The organism is Rhizobiaceae bacterium (assembly GCA_023953835.1).
Taxonomy (GTDB): domain Bacteria; phylum Pseudomonadota; class Alphaproteobacteria; order Rhizobiales; family Rhizobiaceae; genus Mesorhizobium_G.
Map to the genome: position 1 here is coordinate 1,253,713 of JAMLJB010000001.1, position 17,257 is coordinate 1,270,969.

The following is a 17,257-nucleotide window of genomic DNA, read 5'->3' on the forward strand; positions in this document are numbered from 1 at the left end:
CATGTTGTGTTGTCCGTGAGGCCCGCCGGTCCGCTGCTATCTACGGAGCCGGCTGCTGCCATGATCGTTTCGGCGTGACCGACGGTTCGTCGATCAGTTGATGCCGTAGGAATTCACGTCGAGCTTGTCGAAGATTTCACTCTTGACGAGCTTGACCAAGGCTTCCTCGTCGTTCTTGTCGACGTTGGCCAGAAGGCCCTCCCACTTGTCCATCAGTGCGCCGAGGCTCTTCAGGGCGCGTTCATGGTTGGGCACATTGTTCTTTGCAGCGATCTCGGACAGTCCGCCCAATCCCCCGTCAACGAACTTCTTGTATGCCGCCTGCAGATCTTCACTCGGGTCGACGATGGTGGTGCGGCCCGTGTCCTTCGCCGCCTGAAGGTTGAAGTCAACCGCGGCCTTGGCGGCCATCTGCACGCGCACAATCCCGCGCGCGGTTTCATCGATGATGATCGCGCGTTCGTCCGGGGTCAGTCCGGCCCAGAACTCCTTGTTGAGAACCCAGGTTCCCTGCGAGAAGAAAGGCCCGATGTCGAGCATGTTGATCGAGCGGATGACGTCCTTGAGGGTTGCGCCTCCCGTGATGTGGGTGACGTCGCTGGTGCTGCAATCGATCGCGCCGCGCTCGAAGGCGGTATACATTTCCGTCGAGCCGATGTTGACCGGCACGGCGCCGATGCTCTCGACGAAGCGGGACCATGCGCCACCCGGTGCGCGAACCCTCTTGCCGGCGAAATCCGACAGAGACTTCAATTCGCTGCCGCACAGGAAATGGTAGATCGGGGTGGAAGTGGTGCCGAGATAGACGACGTTGTTTCTCTTCCAGTCGTCGCTGCCATCGGGATCCATCAGCCCGAATTCCGTCGCAGCCATCGCCAGCACCCAGTCGTTGGGATGCACGAAGCCCATATCGCCAATGACGTTCCAAAGCGGCATTTCGGATGGCAGATAGCCTGCCGACACGAAAGCGCCCTGCACGACCCCGTCGCTGATGCCCTGAAGCGTTCCCTTCGGCGGCAATAGCGCGCCCGCCGAATAGACCTTGAGGTTCACTTCGCCGTTGGTCCGGTTCCGGATCGCCTCCACCCAAGGCTCATGGGCATTCTTGGTAAGCAGATGATTTGGCTCAAGTTCAGTTGAAAAAGTGTAGTCGGTTGCCCCTGCCACGGATGGCGCCGCGACGCATGCGGCGGCCATCAGCAACGCAGACGCAAGTTTTCCAAATCTTGCCATAGTAGTACTCTCCCTGTTTGTTGATTGCTTTATTTTGCCCCGGTAAAAGTCCCTACGGCGCCATCAGCGTCGGCAGGACAAGCGATATGGCCGGAAACATGACGAGGATCAGCAGGACCACGAGGTCGGTCAGCATGAACCAGGCCGCGCCGCGAAAGATCGTCGGAAGATCGACCAGATTGCCGAGGGACGTCTTTACGACGTAGACGTTCATTCCGACTGGCGGCGTTACGAGCCCGATCTCCAGCAGCTTGATCGTGATGATCCCGAACCAGATGAGATTGATGTCCAGTTCCTTGAGCAGGGGCATCAGGATCGGAAGCATGAGCAGCATAATGCCGATCGAGTCGATGAAGCACCCAAGGATCAGGAAAATGATCGATATGAGGAACAGGATGACATAAGTATTATCGCTTATGTTCAGTATGGCACTGGAGAAATAGGCGGGGACGTCGCTCAACCCCATGAGACGCACGAACATCGCGGCGCCCACGGCGATGATGAGCATGACGGACGTTCCAACCGCCGCATCCATGCCCGCGTGCAGGATGATCCGCAATGAGATGGAACGCCGGGCGGCTGCAATCGCAATCGCGAGCAGCGTACCAACGCCGCCTGCTTCCGTGGGTGAGAAGATGCCGGTGAAGATTCCTCCAAGCACGCAAAGGATCAGGGTCGGCAGCGGCCAGATGTCCCTTCTCGCGGCAGATATTTCCGCAGCGGTGAACTGTCGCGTATCGCGTGGAGCGATTTCCGGCCTGACAATGACCCTGATTGTGATCATCGCGATGAAGGCGGCTGCGGTAAGCACGCCCGGCAGGAACCCGGCCATGAAAAGCGAGCCGACCGACGTGCTGGTGAACAGCGCGTAAATCACCATGAGAATGGATGGCGGGATAAGAGAGCCCAGCGTGCCGGCAGCGGCAATGGTGCCTGTCGCGAGGCCCTTGTCATAGCCGGCCTTCAGCATTTCAGGGACGCAGATGCGGGCGAGGCCAGCGGAAGCGGCAAGCGAAGAGCCGGATGACGCGGCAAACACGGCGCTGACCGCAACCGATGCCGAAGCGAGGCTGCCCGGCACTCGCGCAAACAGGATGCGCATTCCCGTAAACAGCCCGTTGGCAATGCCGGTGCGGGCGGAGATGTATCCCATGAATAGAAACATCGGAACCGCGCTGAATTCCCAGGTCGCCACGAAGCTGTAGGGAACGATGCTTGCGACGCTCCAGGCTGCGCGAATGCCGGTGATCATCGCGATGCCCACGAACGAGACGACAGCCAGCGCAATTCCTATCGGCATCCTGATGAACATCAGGATTAGCGCAGCGACCACGCTGAGCAGGCCGATTTCTACATTGTCCAAACCCACAACAATCACTCCGGTGCCAGCTCTTCGACATCCATCGGCTCCAGCCATGATTCACGATCGAATCCGAGCAGGACGCCAAGAAGCTGCCAAAACACAACGAGGGTTGCCGTCGCGAATGCGAGTGGCAAAATGAATCGAGCCTGCCAGACCACGATCTGTACTGTTCCGCCCATCAAATACTCGCCACGAAGGTAAGATTTGACCGCGTCTCCCCAGGTCTGCCAGGTAAAGCCGGCATATACGACGGTCATCATAACAAGGACGACGACCACGCAGAAAAGTTTCATTGCGCGCGGCATGGCGTTGAAGAACAAATCTACGACGATCGACTTCCTGTGCCATTCCACGAAGGGCAGGGGAAGAAATACGGAGTAGACCATGTAGTGGGAAGAAACGATTTCCAGTGTTCCGGGAAGCGGCTTGTTGAAAACATTTCTCATGAAGACATCGGCACAGACATGGACGGCCATGAGCACAAGAAATGCCCCGCTTATCCACGCCATCGCGTGAAGGACCCGCTCAACGCGGCGATTGAATGTCGCCAATGGGCTCATGGCCCCTCCCTCGCCCGACACAGGCGTCTAGATTTGAGGGATCGCAGCAGCATGCCTGCGCTGTGCCCCGCTATTTCGTTCGTGCATTGCGCCTGGGAAAACCTGCGTTTCGGACATTGGAGCGTCCTGAACTGGATGCTCTTGTGAAATCTTCCGAAGGTTGGTTGTTTCCCGCGCTTTCGGCTTTGCAAAACAGAACCCGTGAAGAATGCCGATAGGGGTCCTTAACGTATGTCGATCGCGTTCCGCATGAGCTGGAAAAGATTAGCCAGCAAGACAGTCACTTCGATCGGTTGCCGGACAGCTCCTACTCCTCCTCCGAGCAGATTTTCTCTATATTTGAAGTATGTACCTGCCGTGCAGATGACATTCAATGAACGTGGGAGGCATTCTAGTTATGCCCCGTTGGCATGAGTGATGCCCAATGCACATAACGCAAAGCCGGCGCGTTGCAGGCACGCGAGAAACTCGCCGCGACTGTATGCCGGTAAGGCCGTATCTCTATCGGGAAGGGGAAAGGTCCAGGCGGATCGCCCAGCCTTCCATGCCTTCGACGCAAGGGTATCTTTCGAATACCTTGGGATCGTGGCCGGGCACGATATGTTTCATTGAAGGCGCAAGGCGCTTGAGCTTGCGATAGCCTTCAAGCAGGTCCGACAGGCTTTCAAAGATGGTAAAGGCGCGATCCTGTTCCATGTGTTCGTAGTAGTGCGATGCATCGCTTGCCAGCACCACGGGGCCGCGCTCGGTGTTGACGCGAACGGCCTGTAGTCCGCGCGAATGGCCACCGATCTTGTGGACCGTGATGCCCGGCGCGACTGCGACGTCGCCATCGTAGAACTCGACGCGACCGGCAAATACCTTTCGCACCATCGAAACCACGTCTTCCTCTTCGAACGGGTACTTCAGCAGTTGGTGGCACATGCAGGGGCCGGTCGCGAACGCCATCTCGCATGACTGCAAGTGGTAGCGCGCGCGTGGCAACAGATCGGCGTTACCGGCGTGATCGTAGTGCATATGTGTGATGATGACGTCGGTCACGCCTTCCGGATCGACGCCGATCGCTTTCAGCCCAAGGCCGACTGGCTTCAGCATTTGTCGGCCCCGGCGCTTCGCCATCGCTTCATCGAAACCCGTGTCGACGACGAAAGTGCGCTTGTCGTTGGTTATGACCCAATTGAAATAGTCGATAGGCATCGGGCCGTCATGCGGATCGCCGTCCATGAAATTCTCGGCCCGACGCCTGTCCGCCCGCGCGTAGCGAAGCATGTATATTCGATATTTGTCGTCCTCCATGCTTCCCCCGCGCGGCGCCGTCAGCCTTCTTTTGTCCCGACCTGAACGCCCGCCCAACGCTCCGGCATTTCAACCACCTGGGTGAAGTCGGATTCCGGTCCGATCTGGTTGTTGACCAGTTGCCAGAGCTGCTTGACCGTATTGCCGACCCACATCTGGACGCCGAGCGCCTCGGCTTCATCCATGCACAGCCTTACGTCCTTGTACATCAGGCCGGTGGTGAAGCCGTAGTCGAATTTGCGCGGAAGAATCGCGTGGGGAAACTTGTCCTGCGAAGCACTGTTACGGCCGGAGCCGACATTGATGACTTCCACTGCGATCTTCGGATCGATGCCCGCCTTCACGGCCATCACCACCGCTTCCGAGGTGGCTGCCAACGCAGTTGCGGAGAGCAGATTGTTGATCAGCTTCATGGTCTGACCGACGCCTGATATTTCGCCGATGAAGAACAGCTTTCCGATGTTCTTCAGCATCGGCTCGATTTCGGCGTATTCATGCCGGGGACCTGACACCATGACCGCAAGTGTGCCGCGTTCGGCGCCCGATTTCCCCCCCGAAACGGGCGAGTCGAAGTGGGCTATCTGGCGCTCGGCCAGCTTCTCGGAAATGCGCTTCGAGGTTGTCGCGCCAGTCGTTGAAAGATCGATGAAGCGCCTTATGCGTGCACCCTCCATGAGGCCGCCGGGGCCGATGGTGACCGCCTCGACGATTGACGGGGTGGGCAGGCTCGCAAACACGGTCTCGGCCGCGTCCGCGACTTCCTTCGCACTGCCAACCGAGCGGGCGCCGAGCGCCTCGAACTTGTGCCGGGCGTCTTCGCTGATGTCGGTTACGACCAGTTTGTAGCCTGCATCGACAAGGCGGCGCGCCATCGGTGCGCCCATGTTGCCGAGGCCGATGAAACCGATTTCTTCGTCCATGGTCCTTCTCGCTTGATCCGTGTCCAACTTTTTGGTCCCTTTACGCCTGAACGAATTTTCGATTTTTCCCAAACGCCTCAACCGTCGAACGGCACTTCGGCTATTCCCATGACGCCCGGTCGCGCGACGAACACCTTTCCCGCGTGTGACTGCTCGCCCAGCTCGGTGTCGGTCAGGTTGTTGCGCATCGTGGTGATGAAAAGCGTTCCCAGATCGTCACCACCGAATGTCACGCTGGTGACCCTCCGCGTCGGCAGTTCGATTCCGCCGATGCGCTTTCCCGCCGGGTCATAGCGACCGACGGTCCACGCACCCAGTTCTGCGATCCACAGGCAGCCTTCGGCATCCACGGTGCAGCCGTCGGGGTGTATGCCGGTCCCGGTGAAGTCGATATGCAGTTTCCGGCCAGCCACGCCGCCTGTTTCGATGTCATAGTCGTAGGCGTAAACGTAACCGGGCCGGGAGTCGCAGTGGTACAGAATACGGTCGTCGGGCGACCATGCGAGACCGTTCGACAGGGTCATGCCTGTGGCAAGGCGCGTGAAGGATTGGTCGGGATCCAGACGAAAAAGACCGCCGATTGGCTCGGCGAGCGTCTTGTCCATCGATCCGACGAAAAATCGGCCCCGTCGGTCACATTTGCCGTCGTTGAAGCGCTCCCGGGAAAAATCCATCGGCGACGGCAGCCGGGTCTCGGTTCCGGCATTGAAATCGATGAAAGCGAAGCCGTTGCGAAGCGCGGCAAGGAGTCCGCCTCCCTTGCGCAACGCGATCGCCGTGGGCATGCCGGAGATCGCAAGGCGCGCAGTGTCGCCCGTTGTCGCATCGGTCCGGAAAATCACGCGACCAAGCAGGTCAAACCAGTACAGCGCGCCTTCCGCAGGAGACCACAGCGGGCCTTCCCCGAGTTCGGCGGCGACATCCGCCAGCGGTTCGACGTCGAGCTTCATTCTCATCCTGCCACGCCGCCGGGACGTACCTGTCCCTCCCGGTCCCACACGGAAGAGCCCAATCCTGCTTCGATCAGCTTGTACTTCTCGACCTTGGCGCTCGCGGTCCGGGGCAGGTCGTCGGTGAACTCGATGTAGCGGGGCTGCATGAACGGCGGCATGCGGGTTTCAAGCCATTGCGCCAGCGCCTCCGCCGACAGCGTCGACCCTTCCGCACGCACGATGACGCAGCGCAGGTCGTCTTCACCTGCGGGGGCGGGATAGGGCAGGGCGGCCACTTCGGATACTTCCGGGTGCCGGGCGATGATCTGTTCGACCTCGTAGCCGGAGATGTTTTCGCCGCGCCTGCGGATGCGTTCTTTCTTGCGTCCGGCAAAGTAGAGATATCCGTCCGCGTCGCGCCGCGCGAAATCACCGGTGTGGAACCAGAGATTGCGGAATGCCGCCAGCGTTTCGCGGTCCTTGTTGTGATAGCCCTGCATCAGGATCGAGGGCAGCTTCGGTCGAACCACGAGTTCGCCCACGACGCCGTCGGCGACGGGGACGTCATTGTCGTCGACGATGCCGATTTCCCAATCCTCGTGCGCGCGCCCGCTGGAGCCCTCGCGACGGCTTTCAGGCCAAGGCGTGAAAATGGTCAGCCCGGTCTCCGTAAGGCCATAGGCCTCTGCGAGGCGCACATTGAAGCGGGCCTCGAACTCGGGGTCCTGATGGGCGTTGTACATCACGCGCAGGCGGTGTGCCGTATCCCATTCCGAGGGGGGTAGAGTTTTCAGTATGACTGGAATGGTGAAAATGGTGTGGGCGACGGTTGCGCCCGTTTCCGTCGCACGGCGCCAGAACTGCCGGGCGCTGAACTTCTCGTCAATCACCACTTGGGCTTTCGCGACAAGAGCCGAAAGCGCGCCCTGCCGGCTCGCGATTCCGTGGAAAAGCGGCAGGGGCGTGTAGAGGATGTCGTCCGGTCCCAACCCGACCGCGCGCATGAAGGTGACCGCGTTGGCGAAAGCCAGCCCGTTCGGAATCAGGACGCCCTTCGACGGACCGGTCGTCCCTGAAGTGTAGGACACGCAATTGATGTCGCCGAAGGTACAATCGACCTGCGGGTCATCCCCTTGCCCGGTCAGCATGTCACCGAAATCGAAATATCGGCTGGGTCCCGCGGGCAATTCCAGACCGTCCGTGCCGCCGATGACAGCCACCCAGTCCAGACGCTCAAGGGTCTCCTGCGGCAGCGTGGCCAACTGCCCGATCAAGCGTCGGTCGATGACCATTCCGCGCGGCCGGCTGTCGTTCATCACATAGTCGAGCATATCGCCCGTATAGGATAGGTTGACGCCCACGAAGACGGCGCCGACCACGCAGCATGCGTACCAGGTCAGCACGAATTCAACGCTGTTGCCCGCGAGCAGCGTGACCATATCGCCCTTTTGCACGCCAAGCCGGCGAAGCGCGCCTCCGATGGCGCGCACGTCGCGGTTTGTTTGCGCGTAGCTCAAAGTGCGCCCGGAAAAGGTCAGATAGGGGCGCTCTCCCTCGGTTCGAGCCCTGTCCGCAAGCAGAGGTCCGAGAACGCGCTGCCCGAGCGGCAGGTATATTTCCGACGTCTTTTCCACTTCACTCAACATCTTGTATGCTGTTCTGATCGAGGTGCTTCACCTGCGCGGTTCATCTGGCCAGGATCAGCGCGCTCTTGTGTGCCTGTGCGCCGCCGCTAGTGATCAGGCAGGTTTCCGTGTCCTCGACCTGCGTCGTGGATGTTCCGCGTATCTGCCGCACACCTTCCAGAATGAGGTTGAACCCCTGAAGATATCCTTCGGACAACAGGCCGCCTGCGGTGTTCGACGGCAGCTTCCCTTTCCGGGACCAACTGAGATTGCCCTCCATGACAAAGGCGGCGGCCTCGCCAGGCTTGCAGATGCCGTAGTCTTCCAGCGCCATGATGATAAGGCCGCTGAAGGCGTCATAGATCTGCGCGCAATCGAGATCGCTCGGAGACATGCCCGCCATGCCGAACAGCAGCTTGGAGAGGGCGCGGGAATTGGTCGTGTGATAGTCGTTGATCGGCATGTTGTTCGAGCCGGACGAGCCAAGGCCCCAGCCGGGGCCGCTCGCCTGAGCTGCCGCAAGCACACGCACAGGCCGTTGGCGAAGATCCCTTGCGCGCTCCTGGGAGGTCACGATGACGGCGGCTGCGCCGTCCGACTCCAGGCAGCAGTCATAGAGACGGTATGGATCGGTGATCATCCTCGAATTGGCATGCCCTTCAAGGTCGAGCGGCTTGCCGTACTGGATTGCAACCGGATTGCGCAGCGCGTGTTCCCGGAACGTCACGGCAATGTGCCCAAGCGCCTCGACGGGCGTATTGTAGAGATGCATGTGCCGACGGAACGGCAGCGCGGCCATCTGGGCCGGGCTCATCAGTCCGAATGGCGCCATGTAGGACCCGCCGATGGGGCGCGGCCGATACTGGCCGTAGCGCTCGTACTGGCCCTGACAGATCGATCGATACACCACGACGTAGCGGCAGATGCCGGCGTGGATCGCCAGCGCGGCATCCATCACGGAGCCGGAAGCGCCGCCGCCGCCCGCGCCCCACACGAGGTTGGAAAACCTCAGTTCCGGTATGCCGAGGGCTACCTGCACAAGCACGGGCTCATGTCGCTCCTGTGCGTAGGAACAGAAGCCGTCGATCTCCTTGACATCGATTCCCGCGTCTTCAGCGGCGGCCTGGATCGCCTCACAGCAAAGCTGGAATTCGGTGCGGTCCATTATCCCGCCGCGCTTGGCGAACTCCGTCGCACCCATGCCGACAATTGCGGTCTTGTCGGCGAACTTCGCTTCAGGTGCTGTTGAACCGATATTTGCCATTGATGCGATTTCCTTGCTGCTCGCCGCGTCTTGATGTTGGGTAAGGACCAAGCTCAGCCGGGGGCGACCTGTTTGCGGAAACGGGGCAGGAACATGCCTTCGCCCGCCTCCTCCCAGACCAAAGTCACCGGCAGGCCGACGGCCATTTCCTCAGGAGCCGCATCGATGACGTTCGAAACGATTCTCACCTCGTCGGCGCCGTCGAGCAGGACGACCGCTATGTTATAGGGCGTCGCGCCTTTGAGGGCGGGGTGTGTCGGGTGATACGCAATCGTATATGTAAAGACCGTGCCCGTGCCTGCAACTTCCGGCCATTCGCTGCTGGTGCTGCCGCAGCGGCCACAAACAGGTGTCGGAGGATGGCGGAACAGGCCGCATTTGGCGCATCGCTGTATGCGCAATTCGCGCCTGGCGCATGCCTCCCAAAACGGCTTGTCATCCGGTGTGGGTTCCGGTGAAGGCATTGTGCTCGGTAGGTAGCTCATCTGGTCTTCCCGTTGGCTCCAGGACATGGACTCATATGGACAGCGCCATTCGTTTCGGAAGGTCTGCCCGCTTGGTGCGAGGTCGGTTTCGACGTCGCTGGCCATCCGCTGAATCGACATGCCATGCGGACCTGTCGGAACGATTCTCCCTATCCGCGCATGGCGTATTTTTTGATTGTTTTGATTAGTCGCAGCCCTGCCGGCAGGCAATGAGCGCAAATGGCATTTTAGTTATGCAGGGTCCGCATAGCCCTTTGCCGGGTTCATTCGTACACTGATCCAAAGGCAGACTTGAAATGAATATCTGCTATGCCGGGTACCTTGTTTCCGCATGCAGTAATTGATCTGCGCCGGAGATTGTCTCCGGCACAGCCGGAGCAGACATGAAGCATGTATGACCTTCTTTCCGATCTGCGCATTGTCGAGGCTGCATCCTTTGTAGCTGCGCCGCTCTGTGCGCTCAATCTGGCCCGCCTCGGCGCGGACGTCATACGCATAGACCCGATCGGCGGTGGACCGGACGCTCATCGGTGGCCGATCACCGCAGACGGAACAAGCCTTTACTGGCAGGGGCTGAACAAGGCGAAGAGATCGGTTGCGCTGAACTTGAGAAGTTCCGAAGGCCGAGACCTCGCCATTGCCATCGCGACAGCGGCAGGAGACGGAGCCGGCCTATTGGTTACGAACTACCCTGTCGATGGCTTCCTGTCACATGAGGTGTTGTCCCGCCGCAGGGCGGATATGATTACCGTTCGTGTCACCGGATGGGGCGACGGCAGTTCAGCGACGGACGCCACCGTGAACAGCACACTCGGCGTCTCCATGATGACTGGCCCGGAAGGAGCAGGAGATGCCCCGGTCAACAACGTGATACCGCCGTGGGATATTGCCGTCGCCGGCCATGGCGCTTTTGCGCTGCTGGCCGCCGAGCGCCGCCGCCGTGCAACGGGATTGGGATCCGATATTCGCATCGCTCTTGGGGATGTCGCCATGTCGGTGCTGTCCGACCTTGGAATGATCGCCGAAGCGGAACTGAGTGGGGAAGATCGCCCCCGGATGGGCAATCAGTTTTTCGGGGGATTCGGCAAGGATTTCACAACGGCGGACGGAAAGAAGGTGTTCATCCTGGCCTTGACCGAGCGGCACTGGCTGGCGCTTTCGGGTGCGCTCGACATTCGTGAAGAAGTTCGCACGATCGAGCGTGACCTGGGCGTGGATTTCGCCAAGGACGAATCCGCCAGGTTCGCCAATCGCGACGCTTTGAATGACCTTGTCGAACGCACCGTGGCGAATATCGCCTTCGCGGAGCTTGAGCGGATATTCCGCGGGACGGCGGTGTGCTGGGCTCCCTGCAACAGGCTCACGGATGTCATCGGTCCGGGGCGGCTGATCTCGGACAGCAATGACTTGTTCTCCATGACCGAATTTCCCGGAGGTGCGCGCTATCATGCAAGTGGCGCACCGGTGAACTTTGGCGATCTCGGGCGGAAGCCTCCGCGGCGTTCGCCGGCGTTGGGCGAGCACACAGATGAAATCCTGTCCTCGATCCTCGGACTTTCATCGCGCGAGATCGGTCAGTTGCACGACGCAGGTCTTGCTGCCGGGCCTGCCGCAGGCACGCTGCGATGACCAATCGAGATACCAGCTATGAGCGATCCGCAGGCTATTACTCGGTGTTCCCATATGCATAGTGCAGTCCAGTCCGCGACAACGTATTGCGGCGATTTTGATGACCAGGAAAAATTCAATGGACACCAAGACCTTCAACAAGGGGCTCGAAATCCGTACCGCGGTTCTCGGCAAGACCTATGTCGAAAACTCGATCAAGAACGCCGACGAATTCAACCGGCCCTTGCAGGAACTCGTTACCGAATATTGTTGGGGCGCGGTCTGGGGCCGGGAAGGGCTCGATCGCCGGACGCGCAGCATGCTGAACCTCGCCATGCTTTCCGCGCTCAACCGACCGCACGAACTCGAGATCCACGTGAAAGGCGCGCTCAACAACGGCGTGACGCGCGAAGAAATTTCGGAAGTGCTCATGCAGGTGGCGATCTATTGCGGCGTGCCGGCGGGGATCGACAGTTTCCGCACCGCCCGCAAGGTGTTCGCGGAGATCGACAAAGCTTAGGCAGCTTACCACGAATGTGATTGAAATCGCCTGCGGCGACACAGGGTAAGCCTCCCACTCCATAGCGGCTCCGCGCTCCGGGGCTGCCTGCCGACATTGCGATGCAATGCCGTTTGCCTTGGCCTCACACCATGATAGTTTTGCGCTCTAGGCGGAAGTTCATGCGGACTTGTGTGGTTGGGAGGCGTTTTTGGAACTTAAGCAGCTAAGATATTTTCTTGCCGTGGCGGATCATGGCGGGTTCACCAAGGCGGCAGTGGCGCTTTCGATGGCTCAGTCAGTGCTTTCCCGACAGGTTCAAAAGCTTGAAGAAGAACTGAACATCGCGCTGTTGTACCGCAACGGTCGCGGCATTGTGCTGACCGAAGCCGGCAATCGGCTGATCGATCACGCGCGCTCGATCGTCGATGCAGAAACAATGATCCGGGCCGATGTCGACACCCTTCGCGCCAGCCCGACCGGCAAGCTCGCCATTGGTTTGCCGCCTTCCATGGCGCCGGTCTTGTCCGTTCCGCTCATCACTCGCTTTCGGGAGATCTATCCCCAGATCAGGCTGAGCGTGCAGGAAGGCTTCAACGGCCACGTGCTGGAGTGGCTCGCGAACGGCAAGATCGACGTCGCCGTGCTCTACAACGCGCCGAAAATTTCGACGCTGATGACGCAGACGCTGATCGACGAGGAATTGTTGCTGGTCGGTCCCGCAAGCACACCGGAATACATGCGCACCGGCCCCGTGTCAGCGACCATGCTTGGCCAGCTTCCGTTGATCCTGCCATCTCCTCCGCATGGCATCCGGGCGCTTGTCGAATCGATACTGGGAAGCGTGGGCGTGACAGCCAATATCGAATGCGAGATCGACAGCCTCAGCACCACCTTGCAGCTCGTGGAGCTGGGTGTGGGCTACACCGTGCTTCCCTATGCGAGCGTCATCAAAAAGGTCAATGCGGGCCAGCTTGTCGCCATGCGCATCGAAGATGTTTGCCTTTCGCGCCGCCTGGTTCTCGCCACATCGACCCAGAGGCCGATTACGTTCACCACGCGCTTCCTTGCAAAGACAGTTACCCAACTGGTCCGCGATCTTGTCGACGACGGAACCTGGATGCCGCTCAGGAATACTAGCTGGCAAGGAACTCAGTTAAACCACAAAGCATCGTAAAGTTGCAGCCGTGGAAGCTATCGGTGTCATCGTACCTAAGAAGGTGTGGCGCATCCTCGAACAAGGCTCGGATACTTAGTTCGCCAAGCCTTCACCGTCAGGCAATCGTAACCCATGGAAAACACCGAGGTTTTGAGAGACGAGCAGTAAGGCAGGAAACACCGGGACTGATTGGTGGAGCCAATCGGAATCGAACCGACGACCTCTTGAATGCCATTCAAGCGCTCTCCCAACTGAGCTATGGCCCCACTGCCGCTTCGGCGGCAACGGTGCTTGGGGGCACCGTTCGAGGGCGGCTTCTAGACCGCCCTCAATACAAGATCAAGGTCTAAAACGGCCCTAACCTTCCTCGTCTTCGTCACCAACACCGATAATGTCGGAAACGTCGTCGTCACCTTCCTCTTCTTCCTCAAGGAACGTGTCGTCATCGTCGTCGCCGAGATCGACGTCGTCGTCATCGTCGTCAATATCGGGAAGATCGTCCCCGCCGGATGCCTCACTGTCCGCATCCTCCAGCGAAACCAGTTCCGCGCCCTCTTCCTCGGCGTCGATTTCCTTGGTTTCCACCTCTTCTTCTTCCTCGACACCTTTTTCGTTGCCGGCATCGAAGTAGGATCGCGGATAGCTCTTGCCCGTATAGGGGGAAACGATCGGATCCTTGTTCAGGTCATAGAATTTGCGGCCCGTCTCCGGGTCGATCCGCTTTGTGCCCAGTTCAGCCTTCGCCACGTCACGCCTCGTCGAAAAAACAGGGGTCCCCTTACTCACACTTTTCCACGCTGTCAAAGACAAATCACAATGCGGCCCAATGGCCGATTTCCGGCTGTTCTCACGGCAATTTCGGGTGGTGACGGTTTCCGGACGCCATGATAGTTAGACCCCGCAACCGACACCACCCGCGGCCCGTGGCCGAAAAGACTCAGGATTTCGCCAATGGCGCATGACGCCGTTCCAAACCCCGCGACTGCGCGGCGCTCATCTTCGCTTTCGGGCACGGCACGCGTTCCGGGTGATAAGTCCATCTCCCACAGATCCTTCATGTTCGGCGGCCTGGCCTCGGGCGAGACTCGTATCACCGGCCTGCTCGAAGGCGAGGACGTAATGCGCACGGGCGAAGCCATGAAGGCGATGGGCGCCGCCATCTCAAGGCAAGGCGACGAATGGGTCATCCAGGGTGTCGGCAATGGCTGCTTGCTGGAACCCGAATCTCCGCTTGATTTCGGCAATGCCGGAACCGGGTCCCGCCTGACAATGGGGTTGGTCGGCACCTATGACATGCGAACAACTTTCATCGGCGACGCCTCGCTTTCCAAGCGGCCCATGGGCCGCGTGCTCGATCCGCTGCGATTGATGGGCGTGCAGGTTGTCGACGCCATGCCGGGAGATCGCATGCCGCTGACCCTGCATGGGCCGAAACATGCCGCTCCGATCGAATATCGTGTGCCGATGGCGTCCGCGCAGGTGAAATCCGCGGTTCTCCTGGCCGGATTGAATGCGCCGGGCATCACCACCGTCATCGAGCCGGTCATGACCCGCGATCATACGGAAAAGATGCTGAAAGGCTTTGGCGCAGACCTCGAAGTGGACACGGACGCACAAGGCGTTCGCTATATCCGTATCGCGGGACAGGGCAAACTGACCGGACAGACCATTTCCGTTCCCGGCGATCCTTCCTCGGCAGCATTTCCGCTGGTGGCTGCGTTGATCGTTCCGGGTTCAGACATCGTCATCGAAAATGTCCTCATGAACCCGACGCGAACCGGCCTGATCCTCACGCTTCAGGAGATGGGCGGGAACATCGAACTCCTCAACCAAAGGAGCGCGGGTGGAGAAAGCGTTGCGGACCTGCGGGTCCGGTCTTCGGAATTAAAAGGCGTAACGGTTCCGCCTGGCCGTGCTCCGTCGATGATCGACGAATATCCGGTGCTTGCTGTCGCGGCCTCTTTCGCGGAAGGCGAAACACTGATGGAAGGCCTCGACGAATTACGCGTCAAGGAATCCGACCGGCTGGCGGCGGTGGCGCGCGGGCTGGAAGCCAACGGTGTAGACTGCACGGAGGGAAAGGACAGCCTTTCGGTGCGCGGCTTGCCCGGAGGCAAGGGCCTCGGCGGCGGTTTGGTCGCCACGCATCTGGATCACCGCATCGCCATGAGTTTCCTCGTCATGGGCCTCGCCGCTGAAAAACCCGTGGCCGTCGACGACAGGTCGATGATAGCGACGAGCTTTCCGGAATTCATGGATCTGATGACCGGACTGGGTGCGTCAATCGACCTTTCCTGACCGACGTCGCATCGCGGTTCATTTGCAACTGATTGTCAACTGGCGCATACTCCCAACATGATCGCCGCACCGACCCGCAAGCCGGATTACGAGCGCATGCTGCGCAAGGCAGGCGTGCGTGTGACGCGGCCACGCAAGCTGATCGTCGGCATTCTCTCGCAAAGCGAGGATCATCCAGATGCGCTTGAGATATTCAAGCGGGCCGTCGCTATTGACAAGACGATTTCCCTTTCGACCGTCTACCGGACGATGAAGTTGCTTGAGGCCATGGGCGCAATTCATCGGCACGCCTTCGAAGGCGGTCCTTCCCGCTTCGAACAGGCAGGCGGCGATCATCACGATCATCTGATCGACATCGAATCGGGTGATGTGATCGAGTTCAAATCGGACCGCATCGAGCAATTGCAGGACGAAATCGCGCGCGCGCTTGGCTATGAGATCGTTCATCACCGGCTCGAGCTCTACGGACGTAAAAAGAGGTCGGCATAGGTTCCGGTTCCCGGCGTCATTCCTGTTGACGCGGCGGCGGCAGAGGACAAAGATCGCACTCCCCAACCCAGGCCGGTTCCGGCCAATCCGAACGCACAGGGAGTTGAGACATGGCGCAAGCCGAGATCGGCCTGATCGGCCTTGGAACGATGGGCTCGAACCTGGCGCTCAACATCGCGGAAAAAGGCCACACCGTCGCGGTGTTCAACCGCACCGTCGCGCGGGTCGACGAGTTCAAGGCGCAGGCGGGCGAACTTGCCGGTCGCATCGTCCCCTGCCATTCCATGCAGGAACTGGCCGCCGCGATCCGGCCTCCGCGCCCGATCATCCTCATGGTCGTCGCCGGCAAGGCCGTGGACGACCAGATCGCTTTGCTGCGCGAGGTGCTCTCGCCAAACGACATCATCATCGACGCCGGCAATGCGGATTTCAACGACACACGCAGGCGGTTCGCCGAACTGGAAGGCACGGGGCTGACCTTCATCGGCATGGGTGTTTCGGGGGGCGAGGAAGGCGCGCGGCACGGCCCGTCCATCATGGTCGGCGGCACCGAGGAAAGCTGGCGGCGCGTCGAGGATGTGATAACCGCCATTTCCGCCAAGTATCAGGGCGAGCCTTGCGCCGCCTGGCTCGGTCCAGATGGAGCAGGACATTTCGTCAAGACGATCCACAACGGCATCGAATATGCCGATATGGAAATGATCGCTGAAATCTACGGCGTGCTGCGCGACGGCCTTGGAATGGGCGCAAAGGAGATCGCGCCGGTGTTCGCCAAATGGAACGAAGGCAGGCTCAATTCCTATCTCATCGAGATCACGGCTAAGGTGCTGGAAGTTGACGATCCACAGACCGGCAAGCCCATCGTAGACGTGATCCTCGACCGCGCAGGGCAAAAGGGCACCGGCAAATGGTCGGCGATCGAAGCGCAGAAGCTCGGCGTGCCGGCAACCGCGATCGAGGCCGCCGTAGCCGCCCGCGTCATCTCCTCGATGAAGGCGGAACGCGAGGCCGCGGCAAAGATCTATGGGGACGCGGCGGGAAACATCAAGGGCGACCGCGAAGCCCTGTTTCATGACCTGGAATTGGCATTGTTTGCCGGCAAAATTTCCGCATATGCGCAAGGGTTCGCAGTTTTGGACGCAGCATCGAAAGCATTTGACTGGAACATTCCGCTTCCCACGGTCTCGAAGATCTGGCGGGCTGGCTGCATCATCCGCTCGCAGTTCCTAGGCACCATCGCCGAAGCGTTCGGCAAAGGTCCGGTCGCCAACCTGCTGATGGCGCCCGCCTTCATCGAGATGATGAAAGAGGCGCATCCGTCGCTACGCCGGGTGGTGGCGCTGGCAGCGGAAACGGGACTTCCTGTACCCGCTCTATCGGCGGCGCTGGCGTATTTCGATGGATATCGGCAGGCGCGCGGAACGTCCAACCTCATTCAGGCTCAACGCGATTTCTTCGGAGCGCACGGTTTCGAGAGGATCGACGCACAGGGCGCGCACCATGGGCCGTGGGGCGGAACGGTGTAG

16 protein-coding genes and 1 tRNA gene are annotated in these 17,257 nt (G+C 60.0%); 6 read left to right on the forward strand and 11 right to left on the reverse strand.

Annotated features, from left to right (window positions below; genetic code table 11):
* Nucleotides 1–93: 93 nt before the first annotated feature.
* The 9 genes from M9924_05830 to M9924_05870 all read right to left on the reverse strand — a co-directional run bounded on the left by M9924_05830 (nucleotide 94) and on the right by M9924_05870 (nucleotide 9,678).
* On the reverse strand, nucleotides 94–1,233 hold the full coding sequence (locus M9924_05830) for a C4-dicarboxylate TRAP transporter substrate-binding protein (GenBank protein ID MCO5063921.1): 1,140 nt from the start codon (nucleotides 1,231–1,233) through the stop codon (nucleotides 94–96).
* 52 nt (nucleotides 1,234–1,285) lie between these two features.
* Nucleotides 1,286–2,602, reverse strand: a complete 1,317-nt coding sequence (locus M9924_05835) for a TRAP transporter large permease subunit (protein MCO5063922.1) — start codon at nucleotides 2,600–2,602, stop codon at nucleotides 1,286–1,288.
* Nucleotides 2,603–2,607: 5 nt separating this feature from the next.
* On the reverse strand, nucleotides 2,608–3,156 hold the full coding sequence (locus tag M9924_05840) for a TRAP transporter small permease (protein MCO5063923.1): 549 nt from the start codon (nucleotides 3,154–3,156) through the stop codon (nucleotides 2,608–2,610).
* A 501-nt stretch (nucleotides 3,157–3,657) separates the two neighbouring features.
* The gene (locus M9924_05845; GenBank protein ID MCO5063924.1) at nucleotides 3,658–4,452 is read right to left on the reverse strand and encodes an N-acyl homoserine lactonase family protein; all 795 of its coding nucleotides are present in this window, start codon (nucleotides 4,450–4,452) and stop codon (nucleotides 3,658–3,660) included.
* Between the two features lie 20 nt (nucleotides 4,453–4,472).
* Complete coding sequence (locus tag M9924_05850; protein MCO5063925.1) at nucleotides 4,473–5,399, reverse strand: NAD(P)-dependent oxidoreductase; 927 nt, start codon at nucleotides 5,397–5,399, stop codon at nucleotides 4,473–4,475.
* A gap of 50 nt (nucleotides 5,400–5,449) precedes the next feature.
* Entirely contained in the window at nucleotides 5,450–6,322 is an 873-nt protein-coding gene (locus tag M9924_05855) for an SMP-30/gluconolactonase/LRE family protein (protein ID MCO5063926.1), read from the reverse strand.
* Between the two features lie 2 nt (nucleotides 6,323–6,324).
* Nucleotides 6,325–7,950 carry an AMP-binding protein gene (locus M9924_05860; GenBank protein ID MCO5063927.1) on the reverse strand — a complete coding sequence of 542 codons (1,626 nt, stop codon included), beginning with the start codon at nucleotides 7,948–7,950 and terminating at the stop codon, nucleotides 6,325–6,327.
* A 40-nt stretch (nucleotides 7,951–7,990) separates the two neighbouring features.
* Nucleotides 7,991–9,193, reverse strand: coding sequence for an acetyl-CoA acetyltransferase (locus M9924_05865; protein ID MCO5063928.1), 1,203 nt, complete (start codon nucleotides 9,191–9,193; stop codon nucleotides 7,991–7,993).
* Nucleotides 9,194–9,246: 53 nt separating this feature from the next.
* Nucleotides 9,247–9,678: an OB-fold domain-containing protein gene (locus M9924_05870; protein ID MCO5063929.1), complete on the reverse strand. Its 432-nt coding sequence runs from the start codon at nucleotides 9,676–9,678 to the stop codon at nucleotides 9,247–9,249.
* 390 nt (nucleotides 9,679–10,068) lie between these two features.
* Here M9924_05870 and M9924_05875 point away from each other — a divergent pair, with 390 nt between their 5' ends.
* From M9924_05875 to M9924_05885, 3 genes are all read left to right on the forward strand, one after another.
* Nucleotides 10,069–11,307, forward strand: coding sequence for a CoA transferase (locus M9924_05875; protein ID MCO5063930.1), 1,239 nt, complete (start codon nucleotides 10,069–10,071; stop codon nucleotides 11,305–11,307).
* Between the two features lie 118 nt (nucleotides 11,308–11,425).
* On the forward strand, nucleotides 11,426–11,806 hold the full coding sequence (locus M9924_05880; GenBank protein MCO5063931.1) for a carboxymuconolactone decarboxylase family protein: 381 nt from the start codon (nucleotides 11,426–11,428) through the stop codon (nucleotides 11,804–11,806).
* A gap of 190 nt (nucleotides 11,807–11,996) precedes the next feature.
* Nucleotides 11,997–12,962: a LysR substrate-binding domain-containing protein gene (locus M9924_05885; GenBank protein ID MCO5063932.1), complete on the forward strand. Its 966-nt coding sequence runs from the start codon at nucleotides 11,997–11,999 to the stop codon at nucleotides 12,960–12,962.
* 172 nt (nucleotides 12,963–13,134) lie between these two features.
* Here M9924_05885 and M9924_05890 read toward each other — a convergent pair.
* A tRNA-Ala gene (locus M9924_05890) sits at nucleotides 13,135–13,210 on the reverse strand.
* A gap of 91 nt (nucleotides 13,211–13,301) precedes the next feature.
* Nucleotides 13,302–13,691: a TIGR02300 family protein gene (locus tag M9924_05895; GenBank protein ID MCO5063933.1), complete on the reverse strand. Its 390-nt coding sequence runs from the start codon at nucleotides 13,689–13,691 to the stop codon at nucleotides 13,302–13,304.
* Between the two features lie 204 nt (nucleotides 13,692–13,895).
* Between M9924_05895 and aroA the strand changes: the two genes are divergently transcribed.
* From aroA to gndA, 3 genes are all read left to right on the forward strand, one after another.
* Nucleotides 13,896–15,242 (forward strand): 3-phosphoshikimate 1-carboxyvinyltransferase, encoded by a 1,347-nt coding sequence (gene aroA / locus M9924_05900; GenBank protein ID MCO5063934.1) that lies wholly within the window; start codon nucleotides 13,896–13,898, stop codon nucleotides 15,240–15,242.
* A gap of 57 nt (nucleotides 15,243–15,299) precedes the next feature.
* Entirely contained in the window at nucleotides 15,300–15,731 is a 432-nt protein-coding gene (locus M9924_05905) for a transcriptional repressor (protein ID MCO5063935.1), read from the forward strand.
* A gap of 110 nt (nucleotides 15,732–15,841) precedes the next feature.
* Nucleotides 15,842–17,257: an NADP-dependent phosphogluconate dehydrogenase gene (gene gndA / locus M9924_05910; GenBank protein MCO5063936.1), complete on the forward strand. Its 1,416-nt coding sequence runs from the start codon at nucleotides 15,842–15,844 to the stop codon at nucleotides 17,255–17,257.

Coding starts and splice junctions, on each gene's coding strand:
- M9924_05875 (MCO5063930.1), top strand. CDS start 10,069: ATGTATGACCTTCTTTCCGATCTGCGCATTGTCGAGGCTGCATCCTTT.
- aroA (MCO5063934.1), top strand. CDS start 13,896: ATGGCGCATGACGCCGTTCCAAACCCCGCGACTGCGCGGCGCTCATCT.
- M9924_05845 (MCO5063924.1), bottom strand. CDS start 4,452: ATGGAGGACGACAAATATCGAATATACATGCTTCGCTACGCGCGGGCG.
- M9924_05865 (MCO5063928.1), bottom strand. CDS start 9,193: ATGGCAAATATCGGTTCAACAGCACCTGAAGCGAAGTTCGCCGACAAG.
- M9924_05830 (MCO5063921.1), bottom strand. CDS start 1,233: ATGGCAAGATTTGGAAAACTTGCGTCTGCGTTGCTGATGGCCGCCGCA.
- M9924_05840 (MCO5063923.1), bottom strand. CDS start 3,156: ATGAGCCCATTGGCGACATTCAATCGCCGCGTTGAGCGGGTCCTTCAC.
- M9924_05855 (MCO5063926.1), bottom strand. CDS start 6,322: ATGAAGCTCGACGTCGAACCGCTGGCGGATGTCGCCGCCGAACTCGGG.
- M9924_05905 (MCO5063935.1), top strand. CDS start 15,300: ATGATCGCCGCACCGACCCGCAAGCCGGATTACGAGCGCATGCTGCGC.
- M9924_05860 (MCO5063927.1), bottom strand. CDS start 7,950: ATGTTGAGTGAAGTGGAAAAGACGTCGGAAATATACCTGCCGCTCGGG.
- gndA (MCO5063936.1), top strand. CDS start 15,842: ATGGCGCAAGCCGAGATCGGCCTGATCGGCCTTGGAACGATGGGCTCG.
- M9924_05870 (MCO5063929.1), bottom strand. CDS start 9,678: ATGAGCTACCTACCGAGCACAATGCCTTCACCGGAACCCACACCGGAT.
- M9924_05880 (MCO5063931.1), top strand. CDS start 11,426: ATGGACACCAAGACCTTCAACAAGGGGCTCGAAATCCGTACCGCGGTT.